The organism is Chryseobacterium jejuense (assembly GCF_900100075.1).
Classification (GTDB): Bacteria; Bacteroidota; Bacteroidia; order Flavobacteriales; family Weeksellaceae; genus Chryseobacterium; species Chryseobacterium jejuense.
This window is the reverse complement of record NZ_FNEG01000004.1, coordinates 14,003-36,900: the sequence shown is the minus strand read 5'-3', so window position 1 is coordinate 36,900 and position 22,898 is coordinate 14,003. Positions and strand designations below refer to the sequence as shown.

The following is a 22,898-nucleotide window of genomic DNA, read 5'->3' as shown; positions in this document are numbered from 1 at the left end:
TTAAACTTATTATAAATTCATGCTTTTGTTAAATTATCTTTGAGTATTTTAACATTTTTTGCATTATATTTGTTATAAACATAAACCATGAAAAACAATTTATTGATTTTTACGTTTAGTTTTTTTGCTTTTCCTGCTTGGGCACAGTCTGCGCCGGATTTTAAAGAACTTCTGGATAGTGCAATGGTTCGGGACTCGAACCTGAAGATGCAGATTACCCAAAACAAACTTACCGATCTTGACGAGCACAAGTTAAAAGATATCTTTCTTCCTACTTTGGAACTAAGTGGTAAAGTAGGTTACCTTAACGGAACAGCAAGACTTACGTCACCGGAAATTAATCTGGCCCCTTTCATCAATATCCCGGAAGGAACTTTTAATAACAACTTCAATGTATCAGGGTTTTCTGGCGTTGCCAAAGCAGATGCCAAAATGCTTCTGTATTCAGGAGGTAAAGTAAAATACCTGAAAAAAGCAGTAGAAGAAAAAAAGAAGTCTGAAGATATTTTGTTGGAAAAAACAAAAGATGAAGTGATGGCCACTATTTCTAAAGCCTATGACCAGTTGGCATTGATCCATCAGTCTAAAAAGGTATTGGATGAAAGTGAAAAAAGACTGGACATCAACAAGAAAACAGCAGATAAAGCATTAGGTTACGGCTTGATTACCCCTTACGACCATAAGAAAATTGAATTGGCTCAAGCCACTTTAAATGCAAAGGTTGTAGAATATGAAGGGAAAAAAGAATTGCTCCTTACCCAGCTTTATATTTTAACGGGAATTAGTAAGGAACGTCTGAGAATGATTGATCCGGTATTATCTCCTGTAGAACTTCTCACGGCAGAAAAAGGAATAGAGCAAAGAGCAGAAGTTCGCGCTCTTGAGCATGGAATTGCTGCTGCAGACTATAAAATAAAAGCAGAAAAAACCTGGATGATTCCTAAAGTTCAGTTGATGGCTTCCGCTTACTATATAGGATTGTACGGAAATCGTATCAAAAGTTCTGAAAACGTAATTCCGGCTGTTCCAGTACTTGGATATGAAGGGAAAAAACTGGACTGGAGCCCTAACAATATCAATGTCTTCCCATTAATTACAGCAGGAGTTGGTTTTAAATGGGAAATTTTCGATGGAAAAGAAGGGAAGCATGCTGAAGAAACAGCTAAAGTGGGTAAAGAGGTATTGCAGAATCAGAAAGAAGATGCATTGAAAAAGCTATCATTGAATTTGGCGAATAATCAAACCAATTATGATATTGCGACAGCACAGATCACTTTAAAAGCTAAACAAAAAGAACTGGCAAAAAATGCATTGGTACAGGCTGAAAAAGAATTCAGATATGGAATGAGCAAATCATCCCAGCTTATTGATGCGGAAAATGATCTTGAAGCTTCAGAACTGGAATATCAGAATGCAATTTTCAACCAGAGAAGAGCAGGAATAGAACTGATGAGAGCAACTCAGGAACTGGATATTACCAAATTTTATTTAATCCCATAAAAATTAAAATGATGCATAAAAATATAGCTATAGTCTTTGCTTCTCTGTTTTTACTGGGAAGTTGTGATAAGAAAAACGAAAAAATTAAAGAACCTGAAGGGAAAACCAAAAAGGATGTCATTTCATTTGCTCCAAAGGTAACCGGAAGGATTTTAAAAATATATGTTTCTGAAGGCCAGACTGTGAAAAAGGGAGATACCCTGGCACAGCTTGATGTACCGGAAGTGTCTGCAAAAATTGCCCAGGCACAAGGAGCAGTAAGTGCTGCGACAGCTCAGGAACAAATGGCTAAAAACGGAGCAACACCGGATCAGCTTAGACAGCTTCAGGCAAAATATAAAGGACTGAAAGAGCAATATGACTTTGCACAGAAGTCTTACAGGAGAGCCAATAATATGTTCCGAGACAGTCTAATGTCACCACAGGCACATGATGAAGTGTATGCCAAACTTCAGGGGGCAAAAGCACAGTATGATGCTGTAGTAGCAGAGTTGGATGATGTGAACAGAGGAACCCGTTTCGAAAAAGTAGAAATGGCAGCTGGACAGGCTTCTCAGGCAAAAGGAGCATTACAGGAAGCGAATGTAGCTTACTCAGAAAGATATATCATTGCTACCAATGATATGGAAATTGAAACCATCAGTTTGAATACAGGAGAACTGGCAACCGCAGGATTTGCTTTATTCAACGGTTATATTCCCGAAAGTACTTATTTCAGATTTACTGTTCCTGAAAGTGCTATTTCAAAATATAAGAAAGGCCAGAATGTGAATATGCAGATCGTCTACAATAAAGAAAGCCTGCAGGGAACTGTTGTGTATATCAAGCAGCTTACAAGATATGCAGATATTACGACAGCTTACCCTGATTATCAGTTACAGGATGCGATTTACGAAATTAAAGTAAAGCCAACGGATATGAATAAAGCCAAAAGTCTTTTGGTGAATGCTAACGTTATTCTGAAATAATTACGAAACGAAGTAGAGCAGGCGGTTTCATATAAGAAAAGTAGGGTTCCGCCTGATCATTTAAAATATTAAAATATACAGATGAAAGAATTTTTCCGCCTTTTAAAACGAGAATTCAAGCTTTTTTTCAGCAATTCAACCTTAAGAACAGTGTTCTTTGTGGCACCGATCTTTTATGCTACTTTGCTGGGGTTTGTCTACCAAAGCGGAAAAGTTGAAAACACGCCTGTATTAGTTGTGGATAGAGATAATACGCCTTTATCAAACCAATTAACGGAAATGTTGGATGACAATAAGAGTATTAAGATCATCAAATATATCCAGGAACCTTTAAGTATAAAAGATGAGGTCATTAGGCATGAAGCAGCCGCAGTGGTGATTATCCCCTCCCGATTTGAGGGAGATATGCTTCAGAAAAAATATCCTGAACTGAATGTTTATATCAATACAGGAAATGTTTTAACGGCTAATTTTGCATCCAAAGCACTTCAGCTTACCATTGGAACATTCTCTGCCGGAGCATCCATTAAAGCATTACAGAAAGCAGGAATGCCTGCAGCAAAAGCTGCAACCCAATATGAGCCTTTTAAAGCCAATTATATTACTCTTTTCAACACTACCGGAAATTATCTGATCTTTATGTGGCCGGCGATGTTGGCGGTAGTATTACAACAGGTTATTTTGCTGGCCATGGCGGTAAGTTTTGCGGCAGAATTCCAAAGAGGATCTTTTGTAAAAGAATATGTGAAAATGAAGAAGTGGGCATTCCCAACCATGTTGATTAAGGTAATCCCAATTTGGGTGTCTTCTATTCTTATTGTAGGTATTTACTACTTTATGCACATGATCTTTAGGGTTCCGATGCCGGAGGGAATACTTAATTTTATCCTTCTGACAGCTGTTTTTGTAGGCTCGGTGTCCTTCCTGGGAGTATTTATCAGTATATTGATTCCGGATGCTTTGAAGGCAACACAGATTCTTATGGTAATTGCTTCACCAGCCTTTATCATCAGTGGATTTACATGGCCATTAAGCGCAATGCCGGCTTTTGTACAGTTTATCGCGAATATCATCCCATTGACTCCATTTTTACAGGCTTTTAAAATCCTCTTGATCCAGAAAGGATCTGTAGAACTGACTTTCCCATATCTGAAACATTTAAGTGTTCTTGTAGTAGTGTATGCCATCATAGGATGGATTGCTTTAAAAATTAAACTTTGGTTTATTTTCAAAAAAGCAGCTCCGCAGGGAATTGCTGTGGAAGGTGATTCTGAAGAAGAGACTGAATAAATTCTATTAGTTTGAAAAAGTACAAATACCGAATGATGACAATGGTTTTCATTCGGTATTTGTATTCTAAAGCTATCATATTCTCAAACTTTAAAACCACCCTGTCAAAAATTCTTTGAATTTTTGACACCCCTTCGAAGGAAGGTAATGGACACACATAGAATGAGGGTTAGTAGGATAGTTGTAGGAAAATAAAACGTACACTAAAACTCTCAAGCTCCCAAACCCGAACCTTGCAACAAAAAATTCTCTCACCATAAAAATCAAACAAAAAAACTGATATATTTGTCTGTAGTAAAAAACAGATCGTATATGGAAAATGTATTTGACGCAAAAGACGCTCAAAACTATATTGATAGAATAAACAGACTGGTAGAAGATACGCATGGATTATGGGGGAAAATGACGGTGGATCAGATGTTGGCGCACTGTTGTATTACTTATGAAATGGTGTATGAGCCGGAAAAACATAAAAAACCGGGATCTATTGCGAAGTTTATTTTAAAAACTTTTGTGAAATCTAAAGTAGTAGGTGAGAAAGCCTATCCTAGAGATTCCCCTACAGCTCCACAATTTTTAGTGTCAGGAAGAAAGAACTTTGATGAAGAAAAGAGAAGACTGGTTGGTTTTATTCAAAAGACTCAACAATTGGGAGCAGACGCTTTCGACGGTAAAGAATCTTTCTCTTTTGGGAAATTGAAAGCTCAGGAATGGAACAATATGTTTGCAAAACATTTAAACCATCACCTATCTCAGTTCGGAGTTTAAAAATTACTGCATGAAAAAACTTTTATTGCTCTTCATTCTGGCAACTAATGTTGTGTTGGCTCAGATGCCGGATATTTCAAATACATGGCTGAACAATAGTAAACCTTATATTGGAACTATTGGAAACAAAGGACAGGAGCTGAAGCTTAAGATTAATATTTCTGAACAGAATAAAAAGAATGATCAGGAATATTTTGTTTCAGGATATTCTCTTGTGGATACCAATTATGCTAAATTTGAAGGAACCATCACCATTTCAAAATATAAGGATTCTAAAAAACAAGGAACTGTATTTGGAGAATATGAACTGGCTGAAGAGAATAAAGGAAAACACTCCGGGGTTTTTAAAGGACGATTCGTTTATAACTTTAAATGGAACAGGAAAACTGAAAAAGTGGAAGGGCAATATATTGAACTTATCGGCGATTGGAAAAGTTATGACGGAACCCTTACCTTTAAGACCCATGTGAAAAATCAATAATTCTAAAATAATTCCTCAACACTAAAACAATATGAAACTAGGAGCATTTTCAATCAGCTTAAGTGTAAAAGATCTTCAGAAGTCCAAAGATTTTTATGAAAAGCTTGGATTTATAACTATGGCTGGAGCTACAGAGCAAAACTATCTGATTATGAAAAACGGATCTACTTTAATAGGTCTGTTTCAGGCAATGTTTGATGGAAATATGTTGACTTTCAATCCGGGATGGGATGAAAATGCCCAAAATCTTGAATCCTTTGAAGATGTACGTGAAATTCAGAAGCGTTTAAAGGAAGGTGGAGTAGAGCTTGATAAAGAAGCTGATGAAACCACTTCAGGACCTGAACATATCTACCTGAAAGATCCGGATGGAAATATGATCCTGATCGATCAGCACAGATAAACAAAATTCAAAACAATTTAAAACTTAACTAAAAAAAAACAATCATGGCATCAGTAAACGTTTATTTAACATTCAATGGGAATTGCAAAGAAGCATTCGATTTCTATAAATCTGTTTTCGGAGGAGAGTATCCTTATATCGGAACTTTTGGAGAAATGCCTCCAACGGAAGGTAAAGAACTTCCTGAAGAAGATAAGAACAAAATTATGCATGTTACCCTTCCTATTTCGAAAGAAACTGTATTAATGGGAAGCGATACAGGTGGAGAATGGGCTTCTAACTTCAAAGAAGGAAATAACTTCTCAATCTCTATCAATGCAGAATCTAAAGAAGAAGCAGAGAAATTATTCAATGGTCTTTCTGCAGGCGGGCAGGTAACAATGCCATTAGCAGATACTTTCTGGGGTGCTTATTTTGGAATGTTTACGGATAAATTCGGAATCAATTGGATGGTTAATTATGATGATCCTGCAAAAATGCAGCAGCATCCATAAAATTAATTTTATCCAAAAAAATAATAAAGAAACCGACAGATATCTGTCGGTTTTTTCAATACCTATTGTCGGTTGCTTTTATTGAATAAGATTAGTTCTTTTTAATAATTTTATAGCTTTCTGATTCGGATCTCATGAGGTAAATTCCATCAGGAAGTTCGGTAATGTCAATCTTATTTTCACCTTTAGCAGCTTCTGTTGATTTTACAAGTTTTCCGGATTGGTCATATAAAGTGACCTTACTGTTTTTTTCCAGATTTAGATTGAAGACTCCGGACGAAGGATTCGGGTAAACACTTGTTTTCTTTTGAGATGTGATTTCTGCAGTTCCTAAAGTTGGCGTTTTAGACCACGTAAATGCGTCAAGACACATATAAACATAACCGCCGGTTGACTGCAGCTGGATCTCGTCAATGATTATATTACTGTAGTTTAGATTATTAAGATTCGTGAGATCAATCGGTGTAAATCCATTGTAAACACCTGTTGTTCCCGTTGTAGCATTGAATGTTGTATTAAAACCGGAGGTTTTCGTAGTAGAAAACTTTGTAATTCCGTTTAATTTTCCTGTAATGATTAACGTTCCAGATGAGGTAGATTGGTTTAATGCTGTGTTACTTAAGAATACCCAAAATTTTGATACTTTAAATGAAGAACCGCTTTTAACACTGAAAGATGGAGAAGGGGTATTCGTAGTTCCTGTGTTATCAATATAGGCATTATCATTGGCGGTTCCGTTCCAGCCTGTATTGGGGTAATTTTTCTGAATCCTAAAAGTACCGGCTTGTGAAACAATGTTAAAAGTATAGCTGTTATCGGTAAAGGATGTGCTGCCATTCACAGCATTTTCAAAAGTCATAGTGCTCATTTGTGCACTGATGTCTACAATTTTACTTAAAAAGATAAGAATTGTAAAAAGGATAATTTTTTTCATGATGTAAATTTCTTATGGTTAGTGTTTTTAAAATACTTATAGAATATATCAGGAGCATTGTTTAGCTCTCTGTGCAGTATCACTTTAAATAATACCCCAAAGTAACGGTGAAATAGCAGGTGAAAACAGCGTATTACATTCCGAATTGTAAAACAGGTAGAAATACGTATTCTTGGTTATTCATATTGTTTTATTTTTGAAGAAAATAGAAGAGATTAATGCTTTTGAAAATAAAATAAGTTTATTTCGAGTATATAAATTGTTTTTTTCATAACTTCATTTTGTACAAAACCTATAATTTAAAACAAATAACTATGGAATTACCTAAACATGCAGTAACATTAGACGAAGCCATTAGATGGACTAAAAGATGGCAGTTAAAAGAATTAACTTCAGGGCTTGAAATAAAAGCGCATATGATCCCCAAAAAAGATGTACAGGATATTTTCAGCAAAGATCTGAATGTTGAACACCTTCGTGGCTACAATGCGATTAGCGATGACGGGACATATAAATTTTTAATGGTTGGGGTAGATGCTAAAGGGGATGATATGGTGAATTATGAGAGAGGATATTACGTCTATGATATGACCACACCATGCCCAAGTGTATGCTCAACGGTAATATGGTGGGACCAATAATCTAAAACTGAAGATCATTGGATCATTGGATTGAAATATTGTCGTTAATTGGAAAAGGCATTCTGCTGATTAATCTGGCAGTATACTGTATAGGCTTTTTCCGCTCAGGGAGAGCCTATACATTTTTTATAAGCTATCTGGCATGGATATTAATCTGTGAAATAGTATTCTATGTGTTAAATTATCAGAGGATCAATAATCTGTTTTTTTCTCATTATTATCTGATTATTCAGTTTATACTGCTGGGACTTTTTTTCCATGAAATTGTAACTGAAAAGTATCAAAAAAATATAGCACGATTCCTTTTAGTGAGCATCCCTTCGGTTCTGATCGTGCAGTATATAATAGATCCGGAGAAATATTATGTATTCAATTTATTTGAAATATTTGTCACTTCATACTCACTCATTATTCTGGCATTGTTTCATTTATACAATATATTGGATACTGAAAAGAAATATAACTATATAAGCCTTGGGCTTTTGCTGTATCTGATAAGCAGTACCGTGATATTCCTGTCCGGAAATCTGTATACGGTAATGAATACCAATCTACACAGAGAAATCTGGGTTTTTAATGTGGTGATGTTTATCGTTTATCAGATTTTCATTTTTGCCGAGTATTTCTTTTCCCGCAGAAAAAATGTGTAATTACTGTTATGATCTTACAACATGAATGAAAATACAATTATTTCCACTATAGTCTATACCTTTTTGGCTTTTACTTTGCTGGCGGTTACGCTGGTTATATTCTACTATTTTTCAAATAAAAAGATAACGAAAAATCTTCTTCAAAAGAAAGAGCTTGAACTTAGGTATGAAAAAGACCTTACCCATGCTATTATCAGTTCCCAGGAAAAAGAAAGATTGCGGATTGCCCAGGACTTGCATGATGATATCAGTTCAAAATTGAGTGTAGTCTCTTTGAATATTCACCTGCTGGACTTTGACAATTTAACAAGGGAAGAATATAGTGAACTCAAAAATAAGATCATCAATCTGGTAAACACTACAGCAGAAAGTGCCAGGCAAATCTCTCATGATCTGCTTCCTCCCATTCTCGAGAAATTTGGATTACATGCCGCTATAGATGCATTATGTTCAGAAATCAACATGTCTAAAACCGTACAGATTTCTTACGCCAACAATTTGTATTTTGCAAAAACAGAGGATGAAAAAAATTTGCATATCTTTAGGATACTTCAGGAATTAATTAATAATTCTATAAAACACGGGGAAAGTACTCATATTGATATTGTATTTAAAGGGAAGGATGGAAAAAATACATGTATCTATAAGGACAATGGTAAAGGATTCAGTCCCAATGAAGATGTAATGAAAGGAGGATTGGGATTAAGAAATATAAGAAGCAGGGTAGAACTTATCAATGGTACATTGAAGATAGAAAGTGAAAGCAGGAAAGGAATTACCGTAGAATTTACATTTTAATTGATTAATAAGATGGAAAAAGAACCCATTCGCCTGATGATCGTAGATGATGAAGCCCTGTTTCGTCAAGGAATTTCATTGTTGATACAGAGAGAAAAAGATATTGTGCTGGTGCGCGATTTCAGCAACGGAAGAGAATTGCTTGATGCATTCACTACCCTTGAAGAGTTGCCGGATATTATACTGATGGATCTCAATATGCCTGAAATTAACGGGGTAGAGGCCACCAAACAAATCCATATCAAATACCCTCAGATCAAAATTATAGCCCTCACCAGCTATAATACAAAAGCTTTTATTGTCAATATGATTCAATCTGGGGCATGTTCTTTTTTGAAGAAAAATTCAAGTCCCTTAGAATTGGTTAATGCCATTAGGGAAGTACACCAGAAAGGATTCTATTATAACAGCGAAGTAATGGAAGCATTGCATGAGAATTTTACTGAACCTAAGAAGAAGGTTTCCAGTATCTTTGATGCCAATCATATTTCTAAAAGAGAGAAAGAAGTACTCGAACTTATCTGTCAACAATACAGTACCCCTGAAATTGCGGATCAGCTTTTTATAAGCTCAAGAACTGTAGAAGGACACCGAAACAGCCTCCTTCTGAAGACAGGATCTAAAAATACTGCTGGTCTGGTAGTATACGCTATTGAAAGCAAAATCGTAGATGCGAATTATCTAAAAGACAGATTCGATTAAATTTTATTGATATTTTCTGATTAAATTAGTCTTAATTTTTGAAACAAAAGACTAACTGACAGAAAATAGAAAAGATGGAATTTACAATCGAAGATATTACAACAGCACATCAAAAAGTAAAGAGTGGAGCAGACTTCCCTCAATATATTCAGGCTATCAAAAGTCTGGGTGTTTCTCATTATACCACTTATGTTTCGGATGGAAATACAAGATATTTCAACAGGGACCATCAATCGATTCACACCGGAAGTAAGTATGATGCCCTTCTCATTTCTGAAAAAACAAATCTTAACCATTTTAAAACCAGATTAAAACTTCATCAGCAAGGAGGTACAGATTACTATACTTTCTGTAAAGATTGTGCAGAAAACGGAATTGAAGGCTGGGTGATGAATCTGGAAGCAATGACCTGTACTTACTTTAATAAAGAACAAGCAGATGTCCTGGTAGAACAGATTCCAGTCTAAGATATCTGGGATTTCAGGAAAGTGTCAGATTTAAAGTCGCTTACTATAAAACCGTGCTCAATTCAATCATAAAAATATCGTTTGCTATTATTGATTTAAATTATTAATTTTGTTAAAACGATAGATAATAGTAATTGATAAACATGAGAAAGGTTTTTACGAAGTTGGCATTCACAGTATTGAGCTTGGGGTCGGTTTTAACATGGGCACAAAAAAATGATCTGGGTGCTTGGTATATGTATTTTGGGAACAATAAAATCAGTAAAAAACTGAACTGGCATAATGAAGTTCAGTACAGAAATTTTGATGCTATTGGGGATCTGGAACAACTACTCATCCGTACCGGAATTGGATATGATCTTACCGAAAATAATAATAACGTATTGTTGGGATATGGTTTTATTTTAAGTCAGCCCTATGTAAACGGAGATAAAAAGGAAAATATAGAGCACAGAATTTTCCAGCAGTATATTACCAAGCAGAAGTTTGGACGTTTTAACCTTCAGCATCGCTATCGTTTGGAAGAACGTTTTCTGGAAGACGATTTTAGAATGAGATTCCGCTATATGTTAGGAGTAAATATTCCGATCACTCAGAAAGAAATGTTGCCGAAAACATTGTACGCATCTGTATATAATGAGATTTTCCTGCATTTCAACAGTCCCACTTTCGATAGAAACAGAGTCTACGGAGCGTTGGGTTATGTGATTAATAAAAACATGAGAATTGAAGCCGGATATATGAATCAGATTCAGGAAAACAGAAATAGAGGACAAATTCAGATTGGTTTTTATAACAATATACCGTTTACGAAAAACTAATGTTGACTGTTTCTACTGAATGCGCTGGTGAAGAACTTTACTAAAAGACATTGATTAAAATTAACACAAAAAATAACACATATGCATTCAGGAAAAAGATTTAGCGCGCGGGAATTTATTAACTGGACGCGTCGCAGCATTTATGCTTTAATTGTATTGGCAGCCATACCTACTATTTTATATTTTTTAGGCTGGAAATTTCTTTCTGTACCTTGGCAGCCGATCGCCATCATGGGAACGGCAGTCGCTTTTATCGTAGGATTTAAGAATAATGCCAGTTACAGCAGACTCTGGGAAGCGAGGCAGATTTATGGAGCTATTATCAATGACAGTCGTAGCTTCGGATATATTTTAAGAGATTCTCTTGGAGTGAAAGATGAAGGTAAAGTAAAAGAAATGTTCCTTCGTCATTATGCATGGCTTACGGCACTTAGATTTCAACTCAGAGAGCCAAGAGTCTGGGAAAATACCGGAACCGCTCAGTTTGATGAGTATGCTCAAAAATATGATATTCCGGAAAGGCTTTCAAAGCTGGATGATGAACTGAAGAAATACCTTTCAGAAACAGAACTTCAGTATATTCTGAACAAAAAGAACAGAGCTACACAATTGATGGCCAGTCAAAGTAAAGAATTATCTAAAGCCTATGAAAAAGGGGAGATCAACGACTTTCAATGGACGCAGATCAATCAGCAGTTGGTGAAATTTACCGACAATCAGGGAAAAGCAGAAAGAATTAAAAACTTTCCTTATCCAAGGAATTTTTCTTCCATTACAACTTATCTTTTGTTGTTATTCATTGTATTTGTTCCTTTTGGAATGTTGAAAGAATTTGATAAGCTGGGAGAAGGCTCTATGGCAGAAGGATGGACAATCTGGTTCAATATTCCTTTTTCCTTATTGGTAACCTGGTGTTTTCATACCTTAGACAGTGTAGGAGAAGCATCAGTAAATCCTTTTGAAGGAAGCGCTAACGATGTTCCTATTACCCAGATCAGCCGTACCATTGAAATTGATATGAGAGATATGCTGGATGAAACCGATCTTCCACCGGCAATCACTCCAAAAAATAATATTGTACTTTAAATTAAAAGATTAAGAAATAACTGGAGTTAGATTTAGATCTGCGTTATCTGCAAAATCTGCGCGAGATAAAAAAACAAACCTTATAGGTTTTTAAAACCTATAAGGTTTAGATAAAAGTCAGCCATATCAGCAAGAATTTCTCTGCGTTTCTAATCATAATAACAAAAAATAATACTTAAAAAAAACTAAATCGAAATGATTCACAGCTATGTTATAATATCCATTGTAGTCTTACTGTCTGTAATGATATTAGTAATGATCGGGCAGAAACTGAAGGTCGCTTATCCTATTTTCCTGGTGATTGCAGGATTGCTGATAAGCTTCGTTCCGGGAATGCCTCGTGTAGAAATAGAACCGGATCTTGTTTTCCTTATTTTTCTGCCTCCTATTTTGTTTGAAGCTGCATGGTTTACTTCATGGCAGGATTTTCATAAATGGAGAAAACAAATCTTTTCCATGGCTTTTGGATTGGTGTTTTTAACATCAGTTGTTGTTGCTTACCTTTCATCTTCCATTATTCCGGGACTTACTGTAGCAATGGGGTTCTTGTTGGGCGGAGTAAATTCCCCACCGGATGCGGTAGCCGCTACTTCAGTATTGAAACACATGAAAATCCCTAAAAAGATCACCAGTATTCTGGAAGGAGAAAGTTTGATTAACGATGCTTCCAGTTTAATTGTCTTTAAATTTGCTTTGGCAGCCGTTATTTCAGGGCAGTTTATTTGGAGAGATGCCATTCAGGATTTCTTTACCATGGCCATTGGTGGAATTGCGGTAGGAGTGGCTGTAGGCTTTCTGTTTGGAGCATTATTGAGAATTATTCCTACCAATTCTAATATAGATACGGTGATTACCCTGATTGTTCCTTACATTATGTATGTGGGTGCAGAACACTTCCATTTTTCGGGAGTATTAGCGGTGGTTGCCGGTGGATTACTGATGTCGTATAATTCGCATTGTTACCTCAGCCATACCTCAAGGATTCAGTCCGGAAATGTCTGGAGTGTTTTGATATTTCTGATGAATACCATCATTTTTATCCTCATTGGTCTTGAGCTACCAATCGTTGTGGAAGGATTAACAGATTATACCATTTCAGAAGGAATTTTCTATAGTGTAGTGATTGGAGGAGCTATCATCGGAACAAGAATCGTGTACAGCTATGCATTGATGTATTTCCCAAGAGTCTGCTCTAAAGAAATAAGATTGAAAGTCCCGAAACCGGATTGGCGTGAACCTTTTATCATCAGTTTTGCAGCGATGAGAGGAGTTGTATCGTTGGCTGCAGCATTGTCTATTCCTGCCTTTTTACCGAATGGAGATGCATTTCCGCACCGAAATATCATCTTATTCGTAACTTTCGTGATCATTCTGATTACTTTGGTTGGACAGGGATTATTACTGTCTCCGATTCTGAAATTTTTGAATATCCAGGATGCAGGAAGTGAATTGCCTGAAGAAAAACAGGAAGTTATCCTGATGCGTAAACTTAAAGAAACAGCTTTGCATAAACTGGATAATGATTTTTCTGAACTCGCTGTATCTAATAGTCTTGTTCGTCACCAAAAACATAAACTGGAAAACGAAATGATGCTGATGGCGGATAAAGCCCAATGCATGGCTTCTACCGGAGATTATGTAACGGCAATCAATGAGAATAAAGATGTACTTCGCCAGGTTATTCAGGCTCAGAGAAATGAATTACACAGAATGAAAAAAGAGAAAATATTTGATGATCATGTGATGAGAACCATTGAAATGCAGCTGGATTTTGATGAAGCAAAAATTACAGGATTCTCTCACTGATACTATTAAGCCTTTACAATAAAGTAAAAATAAAACCACAAAAGTCACAAAAGGATTTACACTAAGTCTAAAATTAAGGTTAACTTGCATAAGATTCACGAAGGAAAAATCTACAGATTTTCAAACTTAAGTGCTCTTCTCAATAGTAAGAATATTAACTTTAAAATAACTTAAGTGTTTAGATTCTTTTGTGACTTTTGTGGTTAAAAATAATGTAGTAATTCATTCAAATTTTAATAATATGAATACACCAATCACTGTTCAATACAAGATAAATGTCCCAATCGATAAGGTTTGGAAAGCATTAACGGATAAAAATGAAATGAAGTCCTGGTATTTTGATATTCAGGATTTTGAACTGGAAACAGGAGATATATTCAATTTCTATGAACCCGGAGGTGAAAATAAATACCATCATCAGGGTGAAATTCTTGAAATTATTCCCCATCAAAAATTAAAACATAGCTGGTCTTATCCTGATTTTTCAGATCTGAAAACAATCGTTACTTGGGAACTGCAACCTGTAGATGATGCAACCTTAGTGATTTTAACCCATGAAAATATTGAGAACTTCAAAGAGCTAGGAGAAGGTTTTTCAAGAGAAAATTTTACAGGTGGTTGGAATTCAATTGTAGGGCAAAGCTTAAAAGAATATCTAGAAAAATAAAAGTATGATAGCATTACAGCCTTTTCATATTCAGGATGCGTCGGCATTAATTTCAAACATAAAAGATCAAAGAGCTCTTCTTCAGTTTGCCGGTCCAATGTACAGTTTTCCTTTAACTGAAGACCAGCTTGAAGAAGATTTACTTAATGAAAACAGAACCTTGTTCAAAATAGTTGATGTTGAAAATCAAAATACAATCGGTCATGCTCAGATATTCCTAAAAGAGAAGACTTTTCTGTTGGGAAGGATTTTGATCTGGGATGAAAATAACCGTGGAAAAGGTTACGGGAAGAAAGTAATGCAGGAACTGCTGAAATACGGATTTAGTAATTTCAACAGAGCGTTGGCAGAGCTGAATGTATATGATTGGAATACCGGAGCCATTGAATGCTATAAAAAAGTAGGCTTTGCTATTGATCCGGATGTAAGGAATGAAGCAAACATTGATGATGAAATCTGGGTTTCTCTCAATATGAAAATTCACAAAAATACATTTGAACTATAGAAATCATGAGCAGATTTACTGGGCTCCGTCCCATGCTTTGGACAGAAAATTTAGATGAAAGTATAGAATTCTATACACATATTCTCGGTTTTGAGGTATTAAGCAGAAATGATGAATGGCATTGGGCTTCGCTTAGAAAAGATGATGTTCACATTATGCTTGCTTTGCCTAATGAACATGAAAATCCTGCGGCCATCGGTTTTACCGGATCATTTTATTTTAATGTAGATAAAGTAGATGAATTATGGGAAGATCTTAAAACAAAGGCCAAAATCTGCTATGAAATAGAGACTTTTGAATGGGAAATGAGAGAATTTGCAATATATGATAACAACGGATATATCCTACAATTTGGTGAACCTGTGGATAATATTGGCAATACGGAATAAAATTTGCTATTTTTGGGGAAATATTTAGAAAGTCAATGAAAAAAAATATAATAGCGGGTTTCGCAGCAATTCTATTACTGGCATCATGTAATAAAGATAAAGAGATTCTTGATACATTAAATACCTATAATAACTCAATGGAAGCAAAAGGGTACCATTTCGGTGATAAACTTCAGCTTCCGAAAGAAGTAACGGAAAATGCAGAAAGTGTAACCATTAGCTTTGGAGATAAAGAAACTACAGACCTTACCATTGATCCGAAGTTTTTTACTTTAGGAGATAATGCAGTTACTTTTAATGTTAAAACGAAAGGTGGGGAAGTACTAAATCAGGATGCAACCATTAATGTATTTGCAAAAAATCCTGAAAAGAATATTGCTTACCAAATTGTAGCAGAATATCCTCATGATCCTAAAAACTTTGTACAGGGATTTCAGGCAGAAGGAAATACTATTTATGAAAGTGACGGTCAGAACGGATCTTCACAGATTTTAAAATATACATTAGGAACAACTACACCTCTTGCTTCTACTAAACAGGCTCCTGAAGATTTTTCTGAAGGAAGTACTATTGTTGGTGACAAGGTGTATCAGTTAACATGGCAAAGCAAAAAAGGATACATCTACGATAAAAGTTCTCTGAAGTTACTTTCAGAATTTGCGTATCCAAACGTATTGGGTGAAGGTTGGGGATTAACGTATGACGGAAAAAACCTGATTGCATCAGACGGAAGTAAACTTTTATATTTCCTGGATGTTAATGATCCTTCAAAATTAATTAAATATATCGCAGTAGCAGGAAGTTCACAGGCATATGATCAACTGAATGAATTAGAATACCACAACGGATTCCTGTATGCTAACGTATGGCAAAAACCAATCATCCTGAAAATTAATCCTGCAACCGGAGAAGTAGTAGGTACATTTGATTTCACGGAAATTGCAAAACAAAATACCAAAGGAACTGATGATGTATTAAACGGAATTGCTTTCAAAGGAGAAAATATGTTGGTGACAGGAAAGAATTGGCCGAAGATTTATGAAGTTGCTATTAAATAAGAAAAGTTTCATAACAATTTCTATTCGAATAAAATAAAGATGTAAATTGGTAGCGTTCCGTAAGGAGCGCTATCTTAGTAAAAAGAATTTTGAGATTACTCTACCTGATATGCATTTTCATTTTCTGTTCCTCTGCGGCGCAGAACGTTCTTCCTTTAGATACTTTAAAACTGAAGGAAGCTAAAGATATGCTCGCTGATGACTACGGAAACCTGTACATCTATAAAAATAAGGACTTTAGCTTTACCAAATATGACTCTTTAGGAAAGCAGATCGGGAAAATGATGCTTACGGTTCCTTACAAAGTGCAGACAGTACAAAACCCTTTGAACGTACCTTTATTTTCTGAAAATGCCCAGGAAATGAAATTTGTAGACCAGAATATGAATGAGATTCAACGAATTGATTTTAAACAAAAATTCGGGTTTATCAGAATGGCGTATGCTGAAGATTTGCAGCAGTTATGGCTGTTGGACGACAGTACAAAACGTTTGATACAGTATAATTTCAGGAATGATACCACTATCAATTCATTTCCGTTTGATATCAGTTTTGAGGATCTGATGGATTTGCTGGTGTATGAAACGAAAGTGTATGTTCTTACCAAAAAACATATCAGAATTTATAATCTGAAGTTCGAAAAACTATTTGAAGCCCCGGTGGATAACGGAAAACGATTCAGAAGGGAAAATGATAATATATTGGTTGTTGCCAATAACTCAATCTTAAAATATATTCCTGAGAAAGGGATGAGTGTTGTTTTTGACGATCCGGAAGCACAAATTGTGGATAAAAACATCCTTTCTTATTTTGAAATCAAAGGAAACAAGCTTTATCTTTACAGCCTTGAAAAAGTAAAGAAAGCCAGACAGCAGAAACAACAGGAGACAGAACTTCAAACCATAGAACAATCTGCCGGGAAACCCGTAGAAAATGTTGAAGTAAAATCCAATGGAGGAGAGGTAGAAAAAAAGCCCTCTGACAATACATTAGAAAAGTTGGTTGAAGAAACTTCTGAAGTTCAGGCAGCAGGCGTAGAAAAGCTTATCAATTAATCAGTAAATACAAGGAAAAAGAATATTATGCATATTGCAGTTACAGGAAACATTGGAGCAGGAAAAACAACTTTAACCACAATGCTTTCTAAGCATTACGGATGGGACGCACAATTTGAAGACGTAGATCACAATCCTTATCTGGAGGATTTTTATTCAGATATGAGCAAATGGAGCTTTGCACTGCAGGTATATTTTCTGGGAAGCAGATTCCGCCAGGTAAAAGAGATCAGAGAAAGCGGTAAAAACATTATTCAGGACCGTACCATTTATGAAGATGCACACATCTTTGCAGAAAACTTAAATGATATGAATCTTCTTTCAGACAGAGATTTCAATAACTATTCATCTGTTTTTGATCTAATGAAATCATTTGTTTCTGCACCGGATCTTTTAATTTATCTGAAATCAGACGTTCCGAACCTCGTAAAGAAAATTTACAAAAGAGGACGTGAATATGAAGCATCCATCAGTATCGAATACCTTTCAAAACTGAACCAGAAATATGAAAAATGGATTTCTAACTATACAGAAGGAAAACTGTTGATTATTGAGGTTGATGATTTAGATTTCGTTGAAAAACCGGAAGACTTCGGATTGATTCTGGAAAAAATTGAAACTGAATTACACGGATTGTTTTAACAAACTTTTATCAGAACATTAAGACAACGTCCATTGAATTCTTTTTAAATTTGTGATAGACAAGTTTAATTTTTTAAAATAATTAGAAATGTTAGTGAAGGTTTTACATAACGGAAGCTGTTCAAAGTCAAATGCTGTATTAGAGTATCTTGATGAAAACGGAGTGTCTTTTGAGATCATTAATATCATTGAGGATCCACTAAGTATTCTGGAGATTAAAACCGTGTTGAAAAAGCTTAATCAGAGTGTTTTTCATATCATCCGGAAGACAGATAAGCTGTATACTGAAAACTATGCAGATAAAAATTATTCAGAAGAAGAATGGATTAAGATTCTTTCTGAAAATCCTTCCCTAATCCAGAGACCTATCTTGGTAAAAGGTTCAGTAGCTATGTTGGGAAGACCTATTGAGAATGTAAAGTTTTTTATTGAGAAATAATAAATATATATAAAAGTTGCGGCTGTTTCTTCGAAACAGCCGCAACTTTGTTTTTAAATAGAGAGGGAATTTAATTTCTCTCTGTCTTTAATAAAAAGGCTGTCATTTCTGACAACCTTTTTTATTTTACAATAGAATAACGCCCTCTATTTTTGCTACTTCCTGATAAATATTCACCACCTGATTGGCATCTAATACAAATGCATTAATGTTGCAGGCTGTGTATTTTCCATTTTTGCTTTCGCGGTTTCCCAATGTAAATTTAATACCATCAAAAACTTTGTAAATTTCAGTAAGTTTTGACTGGTCTGTAGGAATAATAAATTTAAATAAATAATCCTCAGGAAAATCATGATGACCTTCCAGTTTTTCCTTTAAAGATTTATAGAAATCTTCAGGATTTGCGTGTTGATTTCCTTGTAATATATCCATCTTCAATTCTAATATAATATATAAATATAACGAAATTTTTTCTATTTTCCAAAAGGTCCTAATAGGGACTTGGAGTTCTGATGCTCGTAATCTTCAATGATGTTAAAGAGTCCTGCTACCAATTGTTCCGAAGCTAGTTGGCTCAATCCTCCTGCGTTTACTGTATTGGTATTACCTCCCAAAAGACTTCCCAGGAAATTACTTCCGGCCAAAGCAGTGTTAATAGTTTTTACAATACCAAATTCGTTCAGTTTTTCATCTACTTTTGGAGCGATAGCCGCAATAAGCTGTTGGGATGTTTTCTCTTTTAGAATCTGTGTAGCCGTAGTTCCTTCAATAATTCTGGTTACATCCTGAGCGTTTAAACTATTTACAGCACCCTGTAGAATAGGTCTTGAGGTATTTACGGTATAGGCAGCTGCCTGAGCAATATAATCTCTTTCCTTAGCAACCAATGAAGGAGCAATTTTTTCCAGCATAGAGTTAATCTCCCGAAGCTGTTTAGGAAGAGCCTTATCTACCATATTATTCTGTAAAAAGGCTTCTTTATTGGTGTAAACACCCATTCCTTTATCAATACCATTCAGTAACATTCTCTTAATAATGGAAAGCCCCATGTCCGAAGTGGCAAGCGTTGTACAAGATTGTACAGTGGTGGTAATAACGGCACCGGTCCCCACTATAAGAGCCGCTGCAATGATATATTTTTTCATTGATCCTTTTTAATGCTTTTTTCAAAAACTGCACCAAAGGTAAATACTATTATCTATTTAACAAAATATTAATGATTAGTGAATTATTTGGTGATTTTTTTTGTTAAAAATTTGATTTTTACATTGATGATATGATATTGAATTGATGCTAATTTTGGTTTTAAATTTGTAAAATTTAATTTTATTGATAGTTTTGTTTAATAAAATTTAATTTTTTTTGAATTTTTAAGATATGTTAACAAGTTTCAGTTTTTTTTCTATTTTTGGCTAATGTCTTCATTTGAGAAATTAATTGCTTCAAAATGAGACAATGTTGAAAATCTGATTGTACGAATAAAATTGAAACTATATGAAACAAAGTAATTTAAAGTATCCATGCCTCATCGCAGTTTTATACTTCGGGATGAACGTGAATGCACAGGTTACAAAAGACTCTGCCAAAGTTCAGAAGATTGACGAAGTAGTCATGATTGGATATGGTAGCCGTAAGAAAGTGGATAATACAACATCCATCAGCTCTATCAGTGCAGAAGAAGTAACCAAAACTAAAGTCCTGAACGCTTCACAGGCTATTCAGGGTAAAGCTGCCGGAGTACAGATTGTCGCATCAGATATGCCGGGATCTACGCCTTTGGTAATGATCAGAGGGCTTGGGACAGTAACTGGAGGAAGATCTCCTTTATATGTTGTAGATGGAATGTTCCTTGAAAATATCAACAATATCAACTCTAATGATATTCTTACTTATGATATTTTGAAAGATGCAGCGGCATTGGCCATTTATGGTAATAGGGCTGCAAACGGAGTAATTATTATTACAACGAAGTCAGGAAAAGGTAAATTAAGTGTTTCTTATGATGGATTAGTAGGTGTAAGAAGTCCATTGAAGACTGTGAAAATGGCAAATGCATCAGAGTTTGCAACCTATAATAATACGGCTCTTAATTTGAATAGATTTTCTACCAATCAACCAGTGAATACAGATTGGTTTAAAGAAATTACAAGAACAGGGGTTTACAATCAACATAACCTCTCAGTATCCGGATCTTCTGAGGCTGTGAAATATTTTTTCAGTTTAAGTAATTATGACGAACAATCTATTTTAAGAGGTACAGATTATAATCGTGCTACCATCAGATCTAATAATGAGTTCAAGATTGCTAAGGGAATTACCCTTTCTCAAAATTTCAGTGTAGCATTCACAAAAACCACTCCAAAACCTTTTAATGCATTTACAACTGCTTATAAGCAATCTCCTATGGTTCCTGTTTATTATCCTTCAGGACAATTTGGGATGCCTTTTGTAAATGAAACGACAGGACTTGTAGATTATTCAGGGAAAAAATTTAATGATGTTACCAATCCGGTAAGCCAGTTATTGCTTAATAATGAGCAAAACAAAAATACTTTGCTCCAAGGAGGCTTAAAATTAGATATAGATATCATTAAAGGGTTAAAATTTACTTCTCAGTTTAATGGAGAGTATTCAAACTATAAATCTTATAATTTTAGAAATGAGGTTGATATTTGGCTTGCAGAAGAACCTACAAGGGTGCCTGGAGGCTTCTCAAATACGAACCCTGTTAATACTTTAGAAAACACTCGAGAAGATTATTATAACTGGTCATTAACCAATTATTTAACATATAATAAAAAATTTGGAGTTCACGATATTGAAGCAACAATAGGTACTGAAACTACAGTAAGAAATGGTATTGACCAGCTTATTGTAAAAAGAAAGAATTTGTTGTTGAATGATTCTAATTACTGGAACCTTAACGGAACCGATTATGTAAATAATGTTCAAAGCTTGAAATCTGTGAAATACGACAGGAATACTACTGTTTCTTATTTTGCCAGAGCACAGTATAAATTAATGAACCGCTATTTGCTAAGTGCAACTATAAGACGTGATGGATCTTCACAGTTTGCCGCAGGTCAAAAATGGGGAACTTTCCCATCATTTGGAGCAGGATGGATTATTTCTGAAGAAGAGTTCATGAAAGATGGATTCTTTGATCTGTTAAAATTAAGAGGAGGTTGGGGTAAATTAGGTAATCAGAGAGTTCCTTTGAATTACCTGCCTTTGAATTCGGGTAAAGATTACAACTATGGTTTTGGAAATGCTAATCCGGTAAGTAATGGTATTACTGTCAATAAAGGGTTTGATCCTGTATTAGGATGGGAAGTTACTGAAGAATCATCCTTAGGATTGGATTTTGGATTGTTTAATAAGAGATTAACCGGAGGTATTGATGTTTATAACAGAGAAACCAACAATCTTATTTTAGGAATTACCAATTATATTACATCAGGGCAGTCTGAAACTTATTATTCTCACGTAGGTGCAGTAAGAAACAGAGGAGCGGAATTTTCATTGAACTGGGCTGATAAAGTAGGAGAAGACTGGACTTACTCTTTAGGAGCCAATTATTCTTACAATCAAAATACATTGACCAAAGTAGATACAAGCAAAAATATTGCGCAGTTGAGTGGTGGGGATTTGGGCAATGGACAATGGGTTAAACTATTTAACAGCTCCACAGTCGGACAAGCTTTGGGAAGCTTCTATTTATGGGAATATGATGGGGTAGATGCCAATGGTAATATGAAATATAAGGATCTTAACGGAAATGGTATTACCGGATCTGCTGATGCAGGAGACAGAAAATATTTTAATTCTTATATTCCTAAATCTACTTTAGGAATCAATGTTTCTTTAAGTTATAAGAACTGGGATTTTGCAGCAAATGGATATGGAGCCTTTGGGTTTAGTGTTTATAATGGTAAAAAAGCGCAGAGAAGTAACAGTGTAAATATTGAATCTTCAGTAGCTCAGGATTACTGGTCTCCATCCAATCAGAATTCATATCATCCAAAGCCTTATACAGATAATCCTATTGCCTCCACTTATTTCTTAGAAGATGGGGATTACTTTAGAATTAATAATATCTCAATAGGATATACTGTGAGGAATGTAGTAGATTATGTAAAATCAGTGAAGTTTTATGTAAGCGCGATCAATCCTTTTGTATGGCAAAAATATTCAGGATATTCCTCAGAATTATCAGGATATAATCCGGCAGATGCGAAAACAGAAGGGGATCCTTACAAAATGGCAGGGGTAGAATTAAATGCTTACCCTACGTTAAAATCTTTTGTATTTGGTGTAAACGTAAACTTTTAGAA

At 35.2% G+C, this 22,898-nt stretch carries 26 protein-coding genes; 23 read left to right on the top strand and 3 right to left on the bottom strand.

What is annotated here, in order from left to right:
* Positions 1 to 87 precede the first annotated feature (87 nt).
* From BLS98_RS12570 to BLS98_RS12540, 7 genes are all read left to right on the top strand, one after another.
* Positions 88 to 1,500 (top strand): TolC family protein, encoded by a 1,413-nt coding sequence (locus BLS98_RS12570; RefSeq protein WP_089736869.1) that lies wholly within the window; start codon positions 88 to 90, stop codon positions 1,498 to 1,500.
* 11 nt (positions 1,501 to 1,511) lie between these two features.
* The gene (locus BLS98_RS12565; RefSeq protein ID WP_045498296.1) at positions 1,512 to 2,468 is read left to right on the top strand and encodes an HlyD family secretion protein; all 957 of its coding nucleotides are present in this window, start codon (positions 1,512 to 1,514) and stop codon (positions 2,466 to 2,468) included.
* Between the two features lie 81 nt (positions 2,469 to 2,549).
* Positions 2,550 to 3,758 carry an ABC transporter permease gene (locus tag BLS98_RS12560; protein ID WP_089736868.1) on the top strand — a complete coding sequence of 403 codons (1,209 nt, stop codon included), beginning with the start codon at positions 2,550 to 2,552 and terminating at the stop codon, positions 3,756 to 3,758.
* 312 nt (positions 3,759 to 4,070) lie between these two features.
* Complete coding sequence (locus BLS98_RS12555; RefSeq protein ID WP_089736867.1) at positions 4,071 to 4,526, top strand: DUF1569 domain-containing protein; 456 nt, start codon at positions 4,071 to 4,073, stop codon at positions 4,524 to 4,526.
* 10 nt (positions 4,527 to 4,536) lie between these two features.
* Positions 4,537 to 5,007: a hypothetical protein gene (locus BLS98_RS12550; protein ID WP_089736866.1), complete on the top strand. Its 471-nt coding sequence runs from the start codon at positions 4,537 to 4,539 to the stop codon at positions 5,005 to 5,007.
* A gap of 31 nt (positions 5,008 to 5,038) precedes the next feature.
* Positions 5,039 to 5,410, top strand: a complete 372-nt coding sequence (locus BLS98_RS12545; protein ID WP_089736865.1) for a VOC family protein — start codon at positions 5,039 to 5,041, stop codon at positions 5,408 to 5,410.
* Positions 5,411 to 5,454: 44 nt separating this feature from the next.
* Positions 5,455 to 5,904, top strand: coding sequence for a VOC family protein (locus BLS98_RS12540; protein WP_089736864.1), 450 nt, complete (start codon positions 5,455 to 5,457; stop codon positions 5,902 to 5,904).
* A 91-nt stretch (positions 5,905 to 5,995) separates the two neighbouring features.
* Here BLS98_RS12540 and BLS98_RS12535 read toward each other — a convergent pair whose 3' ends face one another.
* The gene (locus tag BLS98_RS12535) at positions 5,996 to 6,838 is read right to left on the bottom strand and encodes a T9SS type A sorting domain-containing protein (protein WP_089736863.1); all 843 of its coding nucleotides are present in this window, start codon (positions 6,836 to 6,838) and stop codon (positions 5,996 to 5,998) included.
* Positions 6,839 to 7,152: 314 nt separating this feature from the next.
* Here BLS98_RS12535 and BLS98_RS12530 point away from each other — a divergent pair, with 314 nt between their 5' ends.
* The 15 genes from BLS98_RS12530 (at position 7,153) to BLS98_RS12460 (ending at position 18,564) form a co-directional block, all read left to right on the top strand.
* On the top strand, positions 7,153 to 7,479 hold the full coding sequence (locus BLS98_RS12530; protein WP_089736862.1) for a hypothetical protein: 327 nt from the start codon (positions 7,153 to 7,155) through the stop codon (positions 7,477 to 7,479).
* A gap of 17 nt (positions 7,480 to 7,496) precedes the next feature.
* Complete coding sequence (locus tag BLS98_RS12525) at positions 7,497 to 8,129, top strand: hypothetical protein (RefSeq protein WP_139166111.1); 633 nt, start codon at positions 7,497 to 7,499, stop codon at positions 8,127 to 8,129.
* A 21-nt stretch (positions 8,130 to 8,150) separates the two neighbouring features.
* On the top strand, positions 8,151 to 8,927 hold the full coding sequence (locus tag BLS98_RS12520) for a sensor histidine kinase (protein WP_089736860.1): 777 nt from the start codon (positions 8,151 to 8,153) through the stop codon (positions 8,925 to 8,927).
* Between the two features lie 12 nt (positions 8,928 to 8,939).
* Positions 8,940 to 9,629 (top strand): response regulator transcription factor, encoded by a 690-nt coding sequence (locus BLS98_RS12515; RefSeq protein ID WP_089736859.1) that lies wholly within the window; start codon positions 8,940 to 8,942, stop codon positions 9,627 to 9,629.
* Positions 9,630 to 9,703: 74 nt separating this feature from the next.
* Positions 9,704 to 10,096 carry a DUF1398 domain-containing protein gene (locus tag BLS98_RS12510; protein WP_089736858.1) on the top strand — a complete coding sequence of 131 codons (393 nt, stop codon included), beginning with the start codon at positions 9,704 to 9,706 and terminating at the stop codon, positions 10,094 to 10,096.
* Positions 10,097 to 10,239: 143 nt separating this feature from the next.
* Positions 10,240 to 10,917 (top strand): DUF2490 domain-containing protein, encoded by a 678-nt coding sequence (locus BLS98_RS12505; RefSeq protein ID WP_089736857.1) that lies wholly within the window; start codon positions 10,240 to 10,242, stop codon positions 10,915 to 10,917.
* Between the two features lie 81 nt (positions 10,918 to 10,998).
* Positions 10,999 to 12,003 carry a bestrophin family protein gene (locus BLS98_RS12500; RefSeq protein ID WP_089736856.1) on the top strand — a complete coding sequence of 335 codons (1,005 nt, stop codon included), beginning with the start codon at positions 10,999 to 11,001 and terminating at the stop codon, positions 12,001 to 12,003.
* Positions 12,004 to 12,198: 195 nt separating this feature from the next.
* Complete coding sequence (locus BLS98_RS12495) at positions 12,199 to 13,809, top strand: Na+/H+ antiporter (protein WP_089736855.1); 1,611 nt, start codon at positions 12,199 to 12,201, stop codon at positions 13,807 to 13,809.
* A 241-nt stretch (positions 13,810 to 14,050) separates the two neighbouring features.
* Positions 14,051 to 14,476: an SRPBCC family protein gene (locus tag BLS98_RS12490; RefSeq protein ID WP_089737321.1), complete on the top strand. Its 426-nt coding sequence runs from the start codon at positions 14,051 to 14,053 to the stop codon at positions 14,474 to 14,476.
* Positions 14,477 to 14,480: 4 nt separating this feature from the next.
* Positions 14,481 to 14,981, top strand: coding sequence for a GNAT family N-acetyltransferase (locus BLS98_RS12485; protein ID WP_089736854.1), 501 nt, complete (start codon positions 14,481 to 14,483; stop codon positions 14,979 to 14,981).
* Positions 14,982 to 14,986: 5 nt separating this feature from the next.
* On the top strand, positions 14,987 to 15,370 hold the full coding sequence (locus BLS98_RS12480) for a VOC family protein (RefSeq protein ID WP_089736853.1): 384 nt from the start codon (positions 14,987 to 14,989) through the stop codon (positions 15,368 to 15,370).
* A gap of 35 nt (positions 15,371 to 15,405) precedes the next feature.
* Positions 15,406 to 16,428 (top strand): glutaminyl-peptide cyclotransferase, encoded by a 1,023-nt coding sequence (locus BLS98_RS12475; protein WP_089736852.1) that lies wholly within the window; start codon positions 15,406 to 15,408, stop codon positions 16,426 to 16,428.
* Positions 16,429 to 16,517: 89 nt separating this feature from the next.
* Positions 16,518 to 17,483, top strand: a complete 966-nt coding sequence (locus BLS98_RS12470; RefSeq protein ID WP_089736851.1) for a hypothetical protein — start codon at positions 16,518 to 16,520, stop codon at positions 17,481 to 17,483.
* Positions 17,484 to 17,510: 27 nt separating this feature from the next.
* On the top strand, positions 17,511 to 18,125 hold the full coding sequence (locus tag BLS98_RS12465) for a deoxynucleoside kinase (protein WP_068943809.1): 615 nt from the start codon (positions 17,511 to 17,513) through the stop codon (positions 18,123 to 18,125).
* An 88-nt stretch (positions 18,126 to 18,213) separates the two neighbouring features.
* Entirely contained in the window at positions 18,214 to 18,564 is a 351-nt protein-coding gene (locus BLS98_RS12460) for an ArsC/Spx/MgsR family protein (RefSeq protein WP_089736850.1), read from the top strand.
* 126 nt (positions 18,565 to 18,690) lie between these two features.
* On the opposite strand, the gene BLS98_RS12455 is transcribed toward BLS98_RS12460, so the two are convergent.
* Both BLS98_RS12455 and BLS98_RS12450 read right to left on the bottom strand, forming a co-directional pair.
* Positions 18,691 to 18,996 (bottom strand): DUF493 family protein, encoded by a 306-nt coding sequence (locus tag BLS98_RS12455; protein ID WP_089736849.1) that lies wholly within the window; start codon positions 18,994 to 18,996, stop codon positions 18,691 to 18,693.
* Positions 18,997 to 19,037: 41 nt separating this feature from the next.
* Positions 19,038 to 19,709: a DUF4197 family protein gene (locus tag BLS98_RS12450; protein ID WP_089736848.1), complete on the bottom strand. Its 672-nt coding sequence runs from the start codon at positions 19,707 to 19,709 to the stop codon at positions 19,038 to 19,040.
* Positions 19,710 to 20,058: 349 nt separating this feature from the next.
* Between BLS98_RS12450 and BLS98_RS12445 the strand changes: the two genes are divergently transcribed.
* Positions 20,059 to 22,896, top strand: coding sequence for a SusC/RagA family TonB-linked outer membrane protein (locus tag BLS98_RS12445; RefSeq protein WP_089736847.1), 2,838 nt, complete (start codon positions 20,059 to 20,061; stop codon positions 22,894 to 22,896).
* Positions 22,897 to 22,898 lie beyond the last annotated feature (2 nt).